10 protein-coding genes are annotated in these 14,199 nt (G+C 71.7%); 2 read left to right on the plus strand and 8 right to left on the minus strand.

Annotation, left to right across the window (positions count from 1 at the left end; all coding sequences use genetic code 11):
* Positions 1-153 precede the first annotated feature (153 nt).
* The 4 genes from ACIGW4_RS13750 to ACIGW4_RS13765 form a co-directional block, all read right to left on the minus strand.
* Positions 154-1,596, minus strand: a complete 1,443-nt coding sequence (locus tag ACIGW4_RS13750) for a GH1 family beta-glucosidase (protein ID WP_123456470.1) — start codon at positions 1,594-1,596, stop codon at positions 154-156.
* A 50-nt stretch (positions 1,597-1,646) separates the two neighbouring features.
* Positions 1,647-2,528 (minus strand): carbohydrate ABC transporter permease, encoded by an 882-nt coding sequence (locus ACIGW4_RS13755; protein ID WP_123456471.1) that lies wholly within the window; start codon positions 2,526-2,528, stop codon positions 1,647-1,649.
* A 4-nt stretch (positions 2,529-2,532) separates the two neighbouring features.
* Entirely contained in the window at positions 2,533-3,540 is a 1,008-nt protein-coding gene (locus tag ACIGW4_RS13760) for a carbohydrate ABC transporter permease (protein WP_399580340.1), read from the minus strand.
* An 88-nt stretch (positions 3,541-3,628) separates the two neighbouring features.
* The gene (locus tag ACIGW4_RS13765; protein ID WP_123456473.1) at positions 3,629-4,975 is read right to left on the minus strand and encodes an ABC transporter substrate-binding protein; all 1,347 of its coding nucleotides are present in this window, start codon (positions 4,973-4,975) and stop codon (positions 3,629-3,631) included.
* A 365-nt stretch (positions 4,976-5,340) separates the two neighbouring features.
* Here ACIGW4_RS13765 and ACIGW4_RS13770 point away from each other — a divergent pair, with 365 nt between their 5' ends.
* On the plus strand, positions 5,341-6,360 hold the full coding sequence (locus ACIGW4_RS13770; protein ID WP_399580342.1) for a LacI family DNA-binding transcriptional regulator: 1,020 nt from the start codon (positions 5,341-5,343) through the stop codon (positions 6,358-6,360).
* A gap of 33 nt (positions 6,361-6,393) precedes the next feature.
* Here ACIGW4_RS13770 and ACIGW4_RS13775 read toward each other — a convergent pair whose 3' ends face one another.
* From ACIGW4_RS13775 to ACIGW4_RS13790, 4 genes are all read right to left on the minus strand, one after another.
* Positions 6,394-7,020 carry a PQQ-binding-like beta-propeller repeat protein gene (locus tag ACIGW4_RS13775; protein WP_399580345.1) on the minus strand — a complete coding sequence of 209 codons (627 nt, stop codon included), beginning with the start codon at positions 7,018-7,020 and terminating at the stop codon, positions 6,394-6,396.
* A complete protein-coding gene (locus ACIGW4_RS13780; protein ID WP_399580346.1) occupies positions 6,971-7,312 on the minus strand; it encodes a hypothetical protein in 342 nt (113 codons plus the stop codon). The genes ACIGW4_RS13775 and ACIGW4_RS13780 overlap by 50 nt, the downstream gene beginning before the upstream one ends.
* Before the next feature lie 171 nt (positions 7,313-7,483).
* Positions 7,484-9,241 carry a glycoside hydrolase family 6 protein gene (locus ACIGW4_RS13785; RefSeq protein ID WP_123456476.1) on the minus strand — a complete coding sequence of 586 codons (1,758 nt, stop codon included), beginning with the start codon at positions 9,239-9,241 and terminating at the stop codon, positions 7,484-7,486.
* 15 nt (positions 9,242-9,256) lie between these two features.
* Positions 9,257-10,756, minus strand: a complete 1,500-nt coding sequence (locus ACIGW4_RS13790; protein ID WP_399580349.1) for a cellulase family glycosylhydrolase — start codon at positions 10,754-10,756, stop codon at positions 9,257-9,259.
* 324 nt (positions 10,757-11,080) lie between these two features.
* Between ACIGW4_RS13790 and ACIGW4_RS13795 the strand changes: the two genes are divergently transcribed.
* Positions 11,081-13,993: a glycoside hydrolase family 48 protein gene (locus ACIGW4_RS13795; protein WP_123456478.1), complete on the plus strand. Its 2,913-nt coding sequence runs from the start codon at positions 11,081-11,083 to the stop codon at positions 13,991-13,993.
* The last annotated feature ends 206 nt before the right edge of the window (positions 13,994-14,199 follow it).

Below are 14,199 nucleotides of genomic sequence, written 5' to 3' on the forward strand. Positions count from 1 at the left end.
GGGGGGCGCCCCGCCGGGGGGCGCGGGGGGCGGGGCCGCCGCGTCCTTCCCCCCCCCCCGCGCCGCCCGGCCCCCCCCCCCCCCCCCCCCCCCGCGGGGGGGGGGGGGGGGCCCCCCCCCCCCCCCCCCCCCCCCCCCTCCCCTCGTCCCGCCTCAGCGCCCGTCGGGCGCGTGCAGCTCACCCGAGCGCGCCACCCGCGCGTACCAGCGGGCGCTGGACTTCGGGGTGCGCTCCAGGGTGTCGTAGTCCACCCGGACCGCGCCGAACCGCTTCGCGTAGCCGTACGCCCACTCGAAGTTGTCCAGCAGCGACCAGAGGAAGTAGCCGCGCACGTCCACCCCGTCCGCCATCGCCCGGTGCACCGCCTCCAGGTGCGCGTGCACATAGGCGGCGCGCTCCGGATCGTGCACCGAACCGTCCGGACCGACCACGTCCTCGTACGCCGCCCCGTTCTCGCTGATCACCAGCGGAAGATCGGGGTACGCCGCGGAGACCCGGGTCAGCAGGTCGTACAGCGCGCTCGGGTCGACCGCCCAGCCCATCGCCGTCGGCTCGCCCGGCGCCCGGTGGAAGGCGACCGAGTCCGCCCCCGGCCACGGCGAGTGCTCGCTGTGGCCGTGGCCGTCGTCCTGCGGCTTCTCCGTGCCCTCCGGCACCGACGAGACCACCGTCGGCGTGTAGTAGTTGATCGCGAGCAGGTCCAGCGGCTGGTGCGCCGTCGCGGCGTCGCCGTCCCGGACGAAGGACCAGTCGGTGAGGTGCGCCGTGTCGGCGAACAGGTCCTCCGGGTAGGCGCCCTCCAGCATCGGCCCCAGCCAGATCCGGTTGCCGACGGCGTCGATGCGACGGGCCGCCTCCAGGTCCTCCGCCGAACCGGTCAGCGGCCGGATCTCGTGCAGGTTGAGCGAGACCGCGATCTGCCGGTCCGCCGGCAGCGCGGCCCGCAGCGCCTGGACCGCGAGACCGTGCCCGAGGTTGAGGTGGTGGGCGGCGCGCAGCGCGGCCACCGGATCGGTCCGGCCCGGCGCGTGCACCCCGGAGCCGTACCCCAGGAAGGCACTGCACCAGGGCTCGTTGAGCGTGGTCCACCGCTTCACCCGGTCGCCGACGGCCGCGGCGACGATCCCCGCGTACTCGGCGAACCGCTCGGCGGTCGCCCGCTCCGGCCAGCCGCCCGCGTCCTCCAGCTCCTGCGGCAGGTCCCAGTGGTAGAGCGTCAGCGCCGGCTCGATCCCGGCGGCGAGCAGCTCGTCGACGAGCGCCCGGTAGAAGTCCAGGCCCTTCTGGACCGCCGGGCCCCGGCCGGTGGGCTGGACGCGGGACCAGGAGACGGAGAACCGGTAGGCGTTCAGGCCGAGTTCGGCCATGATCCCGACGTCCTCGCGGAACCGGTGGTAGTGGTCGACGGCCACGTCACCGGTGTGGCCCTCGAAGACCTTGCCGGGGGTGTGCGAGTAGGTGTCCCAGATGGAGGGGGTACGGCCGTCCTCCGCCGCCGCTCCCTCGATCTGGTACGCGGCGGTGGCCGCGCCCCACAGGAAGTCGGCGGGGAAGGAGCGGACGGCGGTGAGCGGCCGGGTTTCGGGCGCGGTCATAGGAGAGGGCTCCCAACAGGGGTACGGGGGTTACGGAGACGAGTGGCCGGTCAGCTCTTGACGGCGCCGGCCGTGATGCCGCCGACGATGTGCTTGCCGAGGAGGGCGAAGACCAGCAGCAGCGGCACGGTGGAGATCAGGGCGCCGGTCAGCACCACGGCGTGGTCGACCGTGTGGTTGCCCGCGCCGAGACCGGCGAGCGCCACCTGCAGCGTGGGACTGCCGTCCGGGGTGAGCGCGATGAACGGCCAGAAGAAGTCGTTCCAGGCCTGGACGAAGACCAGCATGCCGAGCACGGCCATGGCCGGCCGGGCCACGGGGAAGACCACGTGCCAGATGATCCGGAGGCTGTGCGCCCCGTCCATCCGGGCCGCCTCCACCAGCTCGATCGGCAGCGCCTCCAGCAGGAACTGGCGCATGAAGAACACGCCGAAGGCGGCGACCAGCGAGGGCAGCACGACCGACTGCAACTGGTCGAACCAGCCGAGGTCCGTGATGATCTGGTAGAGCGGGATGACGCTGAGCTGCGGCGGGATCGTCATCGTGGCGACCACCAGCGAGAGCAGCATCCCCCGGCCCCGGAAGGGCAGTTTGGCGAAGGCGAAGCCGGCGAGCGTGGAGAACAGCACGGTGGACAGCGCCACCAGGCTCGCCACGACCGTGGTGTTGACCAGCGCCTCGCCCATGTCGACCTGGTTCCAGGCGAAGCTCAGGTTGTCCAGGAGCCGCTTGCCGGGCAGCAGCGGCGCCGGGGCCTCCACGACCCGCTCGCCGGTGTGGGAGGCGGCGACCAGGTTCCAGTACAGCGGGAAGAGCGAGACGAACGCGGCGACGACGAGCAGGACGTACGTCACCGGCCCGGCGTGGTGCTGGCGGCCGGCCGACCGGCGGAAGCGGCGCACAGGGGCGGGGGTTTCGAGTGTGCGGGCCATGAGGTCATCTCCCCGGCTTCGTGCGGTCGCGGCGGGAGAGCAGCGCCTGGACGCCGCCGATCAGGAGGAGGAGCAGGAGCATGACCCAGGCGATCGCGGAGGCCTGCCCGAGGGCGCCGGTCACCCAGCCCTTCTCGTACATCAGCAGGCTCAGCGTCTGGAACTGGTTGCCGCTGCCGCCGCTGATGCCGACGCTGCCGCCGAAGAGCATCGGCTCGCCGAACAGCTGGGTCGCGCCGATGGTGGAGACGATGATCGTGAACAGGATCGTCGGACGGATCGACGGGATGGTGACGCTGAGGAACTGCCGCCAGCGCGAGGCGCCGTCGAGCGCGGCCGCCTCGTAGAGGTCCTGCGGCACGGCCTGCATCGCGGCCAGGTAGATCAGCGCGTTGTAGCCGGTCCAGCGCCAGGTGACGATCACCGAGATCGCGATCTGCGCCGGCCACTTGGACGACTCCCAGTCCACCGGGCCGACGCCGACCCAGCCGAGGAGGCCGTTGACCATCCCGTAGTCGGTGTTGAACAGCTGGGCGAAGACCAGGGTCGCCGCCGCGATCGAGGTGGCGTACGGGGCGAGGATCGCGACCCGGAAGAAGCCGCGGCCGCGGAGCCGGTAGTTCAGCAGGTGCGCCAGGCCCAGGGCCATGAGCAGCTGGGGAACGGTCGAGATGACCCCGATGGTGAAGGTGTTGAGGAGCGCGTTCCAGAAGAACTCGCTGGTCGCGAGGTCGGTGTAGTTCTCCAGGCCCTTCCACGTCGGGTCGCCGCCGAGCTCGACCCGGTTCAGCGAGAGCCAGCCGGTGTAGAGCAGCGGGAAGAGTCCGAAGGCGGCGAAGGTGAGGAAGAAGGGGGCGACGAAGACGTACGGGATCGCCTTGATGTCCCAGCGGTAGAGCCTGGCGCGCAGGCCGGCCGGGGCCCCGCGGCGGCCGCGGGGCCGGCCGGGGGAGGGGGGCGGTGCGGCGGGCGGCGGGGAACCGGCCCGCTTCGCCCGAACGGAGGTGGCCACGGGGGCGTCCTTCCAGGTCGATGCGTGCGGTGGTGCGGACGGTGCCGGTCCGCCGCTCGCGGGCGGCGGACCGGCAGGTGTCCCCGCGTTACTGGTCGATCTTGTCGTCGACCAGCTTCTTGACGTTCTCCCAGGCCTTGGCCGGGTCGGTGCCGCGCTGCTCGATGTCGAGGATGCCGTTGTCGGTGAGGAAGGTCTTCACCTGGCCGTCGTAGCGGCTGATGGTGGCGGGCGTGATGCCGTTGGCGGCGCCGGCGAAGATCTTGCCGACCGGTGTGTCGCCGAAGTACGGCAGCTTCGCCTCCTGGACCGCGGAGGAGAGGAGCGTGTCCTTGGACGAGGGGATGTTGCCGTTGACCGCGAACACCTTGGCGTGCTGCTCGGGGGCGGTCAGCCAGGCGGCCAGCTCGGCGGCCTCCTTGGTGTGCTTCCCGGCCTTGGGCACGGCGAGGAACGAGCCGCCCCAGTTGCCGGCGACCGGCGGCGCGGCGATGTCCCACTTGCCCTGGTTGGCGGGGCCTGCCTGGTCCTTGATGATGCCGGTCATCCAGCTCGGGCAGGCGACCGTGGCGAACTTCGAGTTCTTGAAGGCCGCGTTCCACGTCCCCTTCTCGTCGAACTGGCGCAGCTTGGCGGTGAGTCCGCCCTGGGCCGCCTTCACGGCGGTCTCCCAGGCCTTCTTCACGCCGGGGCTGTTCTCCCAGTCGAGCTCGCCGCTCGCGTTGGCGTACTGCACCGGGTCGCTGGAGACGACGGCGTTGAAGAGGCCGCTCGCGGAGTCGTGGAAGGCGGTGCCGGCGGGCGCGGCCGCCTTGTACTTCTCGCCGGTCGCGAGGAACTTGGACCAGTCGCCGGCCCACAGCCTGCCGACCTCCTCGCGGGCGGTGGGCAGCTTGGCCTTGGCGAAGAGCTCCTTGTTGTAGCAGATGGCCATGGGGCCGATGTCGGTGCCGAGGCCGATGACCTTGCCGTCGGCCGTCGTCGCCTGCTTGACCTTCCAGTCGAGGAATTCGCCGAGGTCCGCGCCGCCCTCCTTGCCCAGGTCGACCCACTTGTTCGCCATGGCGGGGCCGGTCGCCTCGGCGATGTAGCCCACCTCGACGGCCTGGATGTCGGCGACGCCGCTGTTCTGGGCGAGACGCAGCTTCAGCGTGTCCCAGTACTTCTGGCCGTCGGAGACGTTCGACTCCTCGATCTTGATGTTCGGGTGGAGCCGCTCGTACTCGGAGTAGAGCTTGGCGCCGGTCTTGTCGTCGTAGCCGAAGGAACCGAAGGTCCCGATCCGCAGCGTGATCTTTCCGGCGCCCTTGCCGCCCGCGGCGGCGCCGTCGTCCTCGTCGCTGCCGCAACCGGTGAGCAGGGCCGTGCCGGTCACGACGACGGCGACCGCCGCGATCGCCGCACGGCGTCCGCGTCTGCTGCTGGAAGTGCGCATTCCACTCTCCTCGTCCAAGGTGGTGCTCTTCGTGCGCCAAAGGGTCCGGCCGGCCGATCGCGGCTCGGCGGAGGCCGCCAGGACCTGATGCAAGGCTGTGTCGCGTCCCGATGGGAGCGCTCCCACGTCGTTGCCGGAAGGTTGCTGCCTGGGGGGTGCGAGTGTCAAGACGTGAACGCGGATTCGTTACCGGAAGGTTTTCCCGGGGTTTCGCGGCCCCCCGCAGGGGTTTGAGTCGTCATCTCCTGAACGCGGGCGCGTGGCGCGGCGGGTGACGGTGGACTAGTGTGGGAGCGCTCCCATCCGCCTGGGGATCATCCCGGCGGAGGGGCGGCGCGTTGTCCTACGAGGGGAGTTCGGGAGTCGTGAACGGACGGCAGAGCGGCAGACCCACCCTGGAGCAGGTCGCGGCCCGGGCCGGAGTCGGCCGGGGCACGGTCTCCCGGGTCATCAACGGCTCCCCGCGGGTGAGCGAGCGGACCAGAACGGCCGTCGCCCGCGCCGTCGCCGAACTCGGCTACGTGCCCAACCAGGCGGCCCGCGCCCTGGCCGGCAGCCGCACCGACGCCGTCGCCCTGGTGATCCCCGAGACCGAGGCGCGGCTCTTCGCCGAGCCGTACTTCCTCGACCTCATCCGCGGGGTCAGCGCCGAACTCGCCGCCGCCGACAAGCAGTTGCTGCTGACCCTCATCCGCAGCGAACAGGAGCGGCAGCGCTTCGAGCAGTACCTCGCCGCGCAGCGCGTCGACGGGGTGCTGCTCGCCTCGGTGCACGGCGACGACCCGCTGCCCGACCGCGTCAGGGAACTGGGCCTCCCGGTCGTGCTGAACGGCCGCCGCGCGGAGGCCGAGTCCGTGCCGTACGTGGACTCCGACAACATCGGCGCCGGCCGGACGGCCGTCGCCCACCTGGTGGGGCGCGGCCGGAGCCGTGTCGCGACCGTCACCGGCCCCCTCGACATGTACGTGGCGCGGGCCCGGCTCGGCGGCTACCGGGCGGGCCTCACGGAGGCCGGACTCACACCCGACGAGGGCCTCGTCGCGGCCGGCGACTTCACCGAGGAGGGCGGCCGGCGGGCCATGCGGGAGCTCCTGGACCGCCGGCCCGACCTGGACGCGGTCTTCGCCGCCTCCGACGTGATGGCGGCCGGCGCGCGGAGCGTCCTGCGGGAGGCGGGCCGCCGGGTGCCGGAGGACGTGGCCCTGGTCGGCGTCGACGACTCGGCGGTCGCCCGGCTCATGGACCCGCCGCTGACGAGCGTGCGGCAGCCCATCGAGGAGATGGGCCGCACCATGGCGCGGATGCTGATCCAGGACGGGGCCGGCACCCCGGACCGGCCGAGCAGGGTCCTTCCCACGGAGCTGGTGGTGCGGGGGTCCTGCTGACGGCCCTCCCGGCCCCGGCGGCCGGGGCCTCCGTCACCACGGCTCGTACGCGGAGAGGGACGGGGTGCCGCCGCCCGGGTGGACGGCGATGAGCAGGTCCCCGTACGGAAGCACTTCCCGGGCCGGGGCCTCCAGGTCGCGGAAGACGCGCTCCTCCTCGTCGCCGGTGGCGGCGTCGAAGGTGTACAGGACGTCGCCGGACCGGGCGGAGGTCTTCAGCGCCATGACCCGGCCGGCCTCCGCGTGCAGCCCGCCGAGGGTGGAGGCGGCGCCGCCCAGGCCCTCCTCCCACAGCTTGTCTCCGGAGGCCAGGTCGTGCGCGACGACACGTCCCCACCGGCCGCCGCTCGTGAGGTCGTAGACCCGACCCTCCGAGACGGCCACGTCGCCGCCGTCCAGCCTGTGGGGCGGGCCGACCGGCTCGATCCGCGGACCGGGGGTGCCGTCCGGCCCGAAGACGAGGAGGTCTCGGGCGTCGATCCGCAGCACGATCGGCTCGGCGGACACGACCGTCACGATCGACCCGGTGGGGACGCCACGACGGGCGTCGAGCGGGACGGCCCACCGCGCCGATCCGTCCGCCGGATCGAAGGCGGCCACCTTCGTCTCGTCACGGCAGGTGAGGACGGTGACGATCTGCTTCGGGCCGGCGGCCGACACGCCGGGGACGCAGCCCTTCGGCACGGCCGCCGCGCACGACGGTGTCGCCGATGAGCCAGGTGCGGTCCGGGGTGTCCTCCGGCGGGGTCCCGTCGGTGTCGCTCCGCGCCGTCCAGGCCGTCGTCATCGACGACCCCGGCCAGTAGCCCATGGGCTCCAGGAACGCCCAGCCGATGCCGGCGACGAGCGCGAGCAGGAGACCGACGGCGGCCAGGAGGCAGCCAGGCCCTCCTCGCCGTCCGGACGGCTCCGCCGCCCCGCCGTCGCGTTCCCCCTGCGTCCGTCCCGCCATGCGGATCCCCACCCCTGGTCCGGCCGAATCGAGCGATGCGCAGCGTGGGGGAGCGGTGATCGTCCGCACCGCCGGGGGAGGACGCGGAAGGAGAACGGCCGGACGGGGCCCGTGGCCCGTCCGGCCGTTCGCCGTCTCCCCGTCCGGTTCTACGGCCTTCCCGCCGGGGTGTTACAGCGCCGGGTGGGCGTTCTTCAGGAGCTCCTGGAACTGGGCCGAGAACCACTGGCCCGCGAGCGGCGCGTCCGGCAGCGCGCCCGACATGCTGTTCCCGTTACGGACGTTGCCCGTGTACGTCGGGTCGCACATCCGGTCGAAGCCCTTGCCCTCGTTGTTCGGGATCTCCTTGGAGGCGCCGTCGGACTCGCCCGGGGGCTTCATCCAGACGTACGCGTCGATGCCCGCGGCCGGGGCCGCCTGGGGCCGCTCGCCGAGGCCCGCACCGGACTGGTTGCACCAGTTGCCGGGGTTGATGCGCCGGTCGTAGCGACCGCCGTTCACGTACGTGTCGACGCTGGTCGTGGCGCCCGGTCCGGTGGGCCGGGCGGTGCCGCCCCAGCCGTTGCGGGAGGTGTCGATCAGCATGCCGAGGTTGGGGTCGAAGCCGATCGAGACCAGCTTGGCGCGCATGGCCTGGGCGTACGACAGCTCGTCGGTGTACCGGTTCCAGTCCACCCACTTGGACTGCCGTACGGAGACGCCGTTCACGCTGTCGTCGATGGTGAAGTGATCCTCCTTCAGGGCGCTGTAGTTGGCGGTGTTGACGATGAAGCCGTGCACGTTGGAGAGCGTGGAGCCCTCCGCCGTGGCCGCCTGCTTGAACAGTTCGGCGGACGGGCCGAAGTTGTCGTCCCAGCCCAGCCAGCCGTGGTGGCCGGCGTCGAGGTAGTTGTAGACGTTGGCGATCGCGCCGAGCTTCTTGAGCGCGTAGCCGACGCCGGTGATGTAGTTGCCGTTCGCCTTCATGACGTCGCAGTTGGCGGTGGCCGTGGCACGCCCGGAGACGTTGGTGACCAGGTTGGGCAGCGAGTCGAGCTCGACCGTGGTGACGATCCGCAGGCCCGCGTACTTGGAGTCGGAGAGGATCGCGGCGATCGGGTCGATGTACTCGGTCTTGTAGCGGCCGATCTCCGTCGGGCCGAGCTCGCCGTTGGAGGCGAGCGCGGCGCAGTCGCGGCCGGGCAGGTCGTAGACGACCAGCTGGACGACGAGCTCGCCGGAGCCCTTCTGCTTGAGGGCCTCGTCGAGGTGGGCGCGCAGTCCCATGGAGGTGCTCGAACCGTTGATCGCGGCGATCCGGTCCAGCCAGATGCCGGTGGGCTGGTTGGAGACCTTGGTGCCGCCGGGCTCGGCCGCCGCGTGCGCGGACCACTCGGGGTTCACGTACACCTTGGCGCCGGCGTACGGGTTGTCGGCCCTGGTGCCGGCCGGCGGGGTGGTGGGAGGCGTGGTCGGCGGGGTCGTGGGCGGGGTCGTCGGGGGAGTGGTGGGCGGGGTCGTGGGAGGCGTGGTGGTGTTGCAGGTGACGCCGTTCAGCTTGAAGGCGGCCGGCACGGCGTTGGTGCCGCTGTACGAGCCGTTGAAGCCGAAGGAGGTGGAGCCGCCCGTCGCCAGGGTCCCGTTGTAGGAGACGTTCTTGGCGGTGACGGCGGCGCCGGACTGGGTGAGGGTGGCGTTCCAGCCCTGGGTGACCTGCTGGTTGCCGCCGTAGGTCCACTCCAGGGTCCAGGCGGCCACCGGGTCACCGGTGTTGGTGACGGTCACGTTGGCGCCGAAGCCGGTGTTCCACTGGTTGGTGATCTGGTAGTCGACCTTGCAGCCGGGCGCGGCGGCGCCGGCGGTGGCGGTGCCGAAGACCGTGGCGGTGGCTCCGGTCGCGGTGATGAGGCCGAGTGCCGCCAGGAGGGCGGTGCGGCTGGTGCGGCTCATGGGTGGGGGTTCCTCTCAGGGGTTGAGGGCGCGCAGGTGGTCGCGCAGCCCGATGCCGAACGCGGTGGGGGTGCCGTCGTACGAAGTGATCAGGGCGGGACCGGAGTTGCAGTTCCAGGTGTTCCAGGTCCAGCCCAGGTACGAGAGGCCGCGGTCGTCGAACCACTTCATGACGCGGTCGACGAACGCGTGTCCGCAGGTGTTCTCGCCGATCTCGCCCGCGAGGACGGGCACCTCGGCGGCCACCGGGGCGAGGGTGTCGTTCCAGCACGTCTCGTCGGCGCAGGTGTTGAAGTTGTAGACGTGCCAGGCGGCGGCCAGATTGCCCGCCGGATCCGTGGGGCGGTGCGTGAGCCACTGGCTCAGGTCGTTGGAGTACGCCAGGCCCGGGACGAGGACGAGGTTCTTCGCCCCCGTGGCGCGGACGGCGTCCACCAGGTCCTGCATGCCGGCGACCTCGTAGCCGATGCCGGGGCAGGTGCCCCCGTCGCGCCAGCAGGACCAGGCCTGCGCCGCGGTGGAGGCCGCCCGGTCCGGGTAGGGCTCGTTGAAGAGGTCGAAGACGACCCGCTCGTCGTTCTTGAAGGCGTTCGCGACCGAGGTCCAGAACGCCGGGGTGTACCGGGCGTCCGGCATCGGCTTCTGGCAGGTGGCGTGCACGTCGGAGCAGCCCGCCGAGTTGCCGGTGTACTGGCCGTGCGTCCAGTGGAGTTCGACCACGGGGGTCATGCCGTGGGCGAGCACCCTGGCCACCAGGTCCTTGACCGCGGCGACGTAGTTCGCGCCGCGGTACTCGGCCTTGACGTTGTCCAGGCCGAGCCAGCACTCCTCGTTGAGGGGGATGCGGACCGCGTTGGCCTTCCAGTCGGCGATGGCCTTGACCGAGGCGTCGTCGACGGGACCGTCGAAGAAGCCGTGGCCCTGGACGCACATGAACTCGCCGCCGGAGCGGTTGACGCCGAGGAGACGGCGGGTGGCGCCGTTCTGGTCGGTGAACCTGTTTCCGGAGACGCCGAGTTCGGGCGCTCCGGTGACCGGGGTCGGGGTGGTCGGGGGAGTGGTGGGCGGAGTGGTGGGAGGGGTCGTCGGGGTCGTCGGGGTGGGAGTCGGCGTCGTGGGGGTCGGGGTGGGCGTGGGTGTCGGCGCGTTCGTGTCGCACGGGGTGCCGTTGAGCGTGAAGGCGGCGGGGGCCGTGTTGGCGCCCGTCCAGGAGGCGACGAAGCCGGCCGAGACCTTCGCTCCCGTGCCGAGCGAGCCGTTCCAGCTCTCGTTGACCACCGTGACGGACGTTCCGGACTGGGACCACTTGCCGCCCCAGCCCTGACCGACGACCTGGCCGGCCGGGAAGTCGAAACCGAGGCTCCAACCGTCCAGCGCGGCGCTGCCGTTGGTGACGGTCACGGCGCCCTGGTAGCCGCCGGCCCACTGGCCGACGACCGAGTACTCCACCGTGCAGGCGGGTGCGGCCGCGGCTCCTGAGGCCGTACCCGTGACGGCGAGAGCGGTGCTCGCCATCGTGAGCGCCGCTCCTGCGAACAGCGCTGACAGACGTGGGGGATGTCGCATGAGCGAGTCCTCGCAGCGAGGGCACACCCCTGACGGTGTGCCGACTGGATGGAATCGCTCCCACTGGGTCGGGGCAGACCGTAGCGTCAACTGCCGCCAAGCAAAAGAGGAGTTGAGTAAATTCCCCGGCTTTCGGCTTCGACTTCCTCACACATCTTGACGGCGTTGGGCCCCAACTGCACAGTGGGAGCGCTCCCACTGGTTCAGAGCTTGACCGTGCACCTCCCGCTCTTCGCACCCCCGACCTCCCGAGCCGCGAGGAGAACCACCCCCATGGCACGACTTCGTCCGAGAACGCGACCGGGCCGGCGGCTGACCGCGCTGGCCGCGGTGCTCTCCCTCCCCCTCGGCCTCACCGCCGTCGGCGCCACGACCGCCCGGGCCGCCGCCGTCCAGTGCAGCGTCGACTACAGGACCAACGACTGGGGTTCGGGCTTCACCGCCGAACTCACCCTCACCAACCGGGCGTCCGAGCCCCTGAACGGCTGGACGCTGACGTACTCCTACGCCGGCGACCAGAAGCTCACCAACGGCTGGAGCGGCGTCTGGTCGCAGTCCGGCAGGAACGTCACGGTGACCAACGCGTCCTGGAACGGCGCCCTCGCCCCGGGCGCCGCCACCACCACCGGCGCCCAGTTCACCTACAGCGGGACCAACGCCGCCCCGACCGGCTTCGCCGTCAACGGCACCCCGTGCGCCGGTGCCCACCAGGCCCCGGTCGCGGTCCTGACCAGCCCCGCGCCGGGAGCGGTCTACACCGAGGGCGACGCGGTGCCGCTCGCCGCCACCGCCGCCGCGGCCGACGGCGCCACCGTGAACAAGGTGGAGTTCTACAGCGGCACCACCCTCCTCGGCACCGACACCACCGCGCCCTTCACCTACGGCGCCACCGGCCTCGCCACCGGCGCCCACTCCCTCTACGCCAAGGCCTACGACACCCTCGGCGCCTCCGCCGAGTCGGCGCCCGTCGGCATCACCGTCGCCGCCGGGCCCGCGCTCGTCGCCTCCCCGACCCAGCTCGGCGTGCGCCAGGGCGGCACCGGAACCTTCGACCTGAAGCTCTCCACCGCCCCGACGGCCAACGTCACGGTGAGCATCGCCCGTACCTCCGGCAACACCAACCTCACCGCGACCCCGGCCACCCTCACCTTCACCCCGGCGAACTGGAACACCGCCCAGAAGGTGACCGTCGCCGCCGCGGCCACCGGCACCGGCTCCGCCGTCTTCACCGCGACCGCCCCCGGCCACGCCAAGGCCGAGGTCACCGTCGCCCAGCTGGCCGCGGACTCCACGTACGACGCCCGCTTCCTCGACCTCCACGGGAAGATCACGAACCCGGCCAACGGCTACTTCTCGCCCGAGGGCATCCCGTACCACTCCGTGGAGACCCTGATCGTCGAGGCCCCCGACCACGGGCACGAGACGACCTCGGAGGCGTACAGCTACCTCATCTGGCTCCAGGCCATGTACGGCAAGATCACCGGCGACTGGACCAAGTTCAACGGCGCCTGGGAGACCATGGAGAAGTTCATGATCCCCACCCACGCCGACCAGCCCACCACCGGCTCCTACAACGCCTCCAAGCCGGCGACGTACGCCCCCGAGTGGGACCTCCCCTCCCAGTACCCGGCGAAGCTCGACTCCGGCGTGACCTCCGGCTCCGACCCGATCGCCGCCGAGCTCAAGAGCGCCTACGGCACCGACGACATCTACGGCATGCACTGGATCCAGGACGTCGACAACGTCTACGGCTACGGCAACGAGCCCGGGAAGTGCTCCGCCGGACCGACGGCGACCGGCCCCTCGTACATCAACACCTTCCAGCGCGGCCCCCAGGAGTCCGTCTGGGAGACCGTCACCCACCCCACCTGCGACAACTTCTCCTTCGGCGGGAAGAACGGCTACCTGGACCTCTTCACCGGAGACTCCTCCTACGCCAGGCAGTGGAAGTTCACCGACGCCCCCGACGCCGACGCCCGCGCCGTCCAGGCCGCCTACTGGGCCGACCTCTGGGCCAAGCAGCAGGGCAAGGGCTCCCAGGTCGCCGCGACCGTCGGCAAGGCCGCCAAGATGGGCGACTACCTGCGGTACGCCATGTTCGACAAGTACTTCAAGAAGATCGGCAACTGCGTCGGACCCACCGCCTGCCCGGCCGGCACCGGCAAGGACAGCGCCCACTACCTGCTGTCCTGGTACTACGCCTGGGGCGGCGCCACCGACACCTCGGCCGGCTGGTCCTGGCGCATCGGCTCCAGCCACAACCACAGCGGCTACCAGAACCCCCTCGCCGCCTACGCCCTCAGCTCCTACGCCCCGCTCAAGCCCAGGTCGGCGACGGGCGCGGCCGACTGGGCCACCAGCCTCGGCCGGCAGCTGGAGTTCTACCGCTGGCTCCAGTCGGACGAGGGCGCCATCGCGGGCGGCGCCACCAACAGCTGGCAGGGCCGCTACGCCACCCCGCCGGCCGGCACCCCCACCTTCCACGGCATGTACTACGACGAGAAGCCCGTCTACCACGACCCCGCGTCCAACCAGTGGTTCGGCTTCCAGGCCTGGTCCATGGAGCGGGTCGCCGAGTACTACCAGCAGACGGGCGACGCCAAGGCGAAGACCGTCCTCGACAAGTGGGTCTCCTGGGCGCTGTCCAAGACCACGATCAACCCGGACGGCACCTACCGCGTCCCCTCCACCCTCCAGTGGTCCGGCGCGCCCGACACCTGGAACGCGGCGAACCCCGGGGCCAACGCCGGACTGCACGTCACCGTCGCCGACTACACCGACGACGTCGGCGTCGCCGCCGCCTACGCCAAGACGCTCACCTACTACGCGGCCAAGTCCGGCCACGCCGAGGCCAAGCGCGTCGCCAAGGCCCTCCTCGACGGCATGTGGGACCACCACCGGGACGCGCTGGGCATCGCCGTCCCGGAGACCCGCGCCGACTACAACCGCTTCGACGACCCCGTGTACGTGCCGAGCGGCTGGACCGGCACCATGCCGAACGGCGACGCGGTGAACTCCACCTCCACCTTCGCCTCGATCCGCTCCTTCTACAAGGACGACCCGGCCTGGCCGAAGGTCGAGGCCTACCTGGCGGGCGGAGCCGCCCCCGTCTTCACCTACCACCGGTTCTGGGCCCAGGCGGACATCGCCCTGGCCATGGGCTCGTACGCGGAGCTGCTCGAATAACAGCCCGCCCCGCGAGAGCGGGCTCCGCGTACGACGAGGCCGGGCGGTCCCGAGAAGGGCCCGCCCGGCCTCCGGCCGTCCGCACGCCGGTGCGACGCTCCCGCGCCGGTGCGACGTTCCCGCGCGGGGCGGGACGTGAGGATTCGGCAACACCCACGCCATACGAAACACGGCGGAAACTTCCGTGTACGCATCGCGAAATGCGC

The sequence above is a fragment of the Streptomyces sp. NPDC053513 genome (assembly GCF_044544765.1).
Lineage (GTDB): Bacteria > Actinomycetota > Actinomycetes > Streptomycetales > Streptomycetaceae > Streptomyces > Streptomyces litmocidini.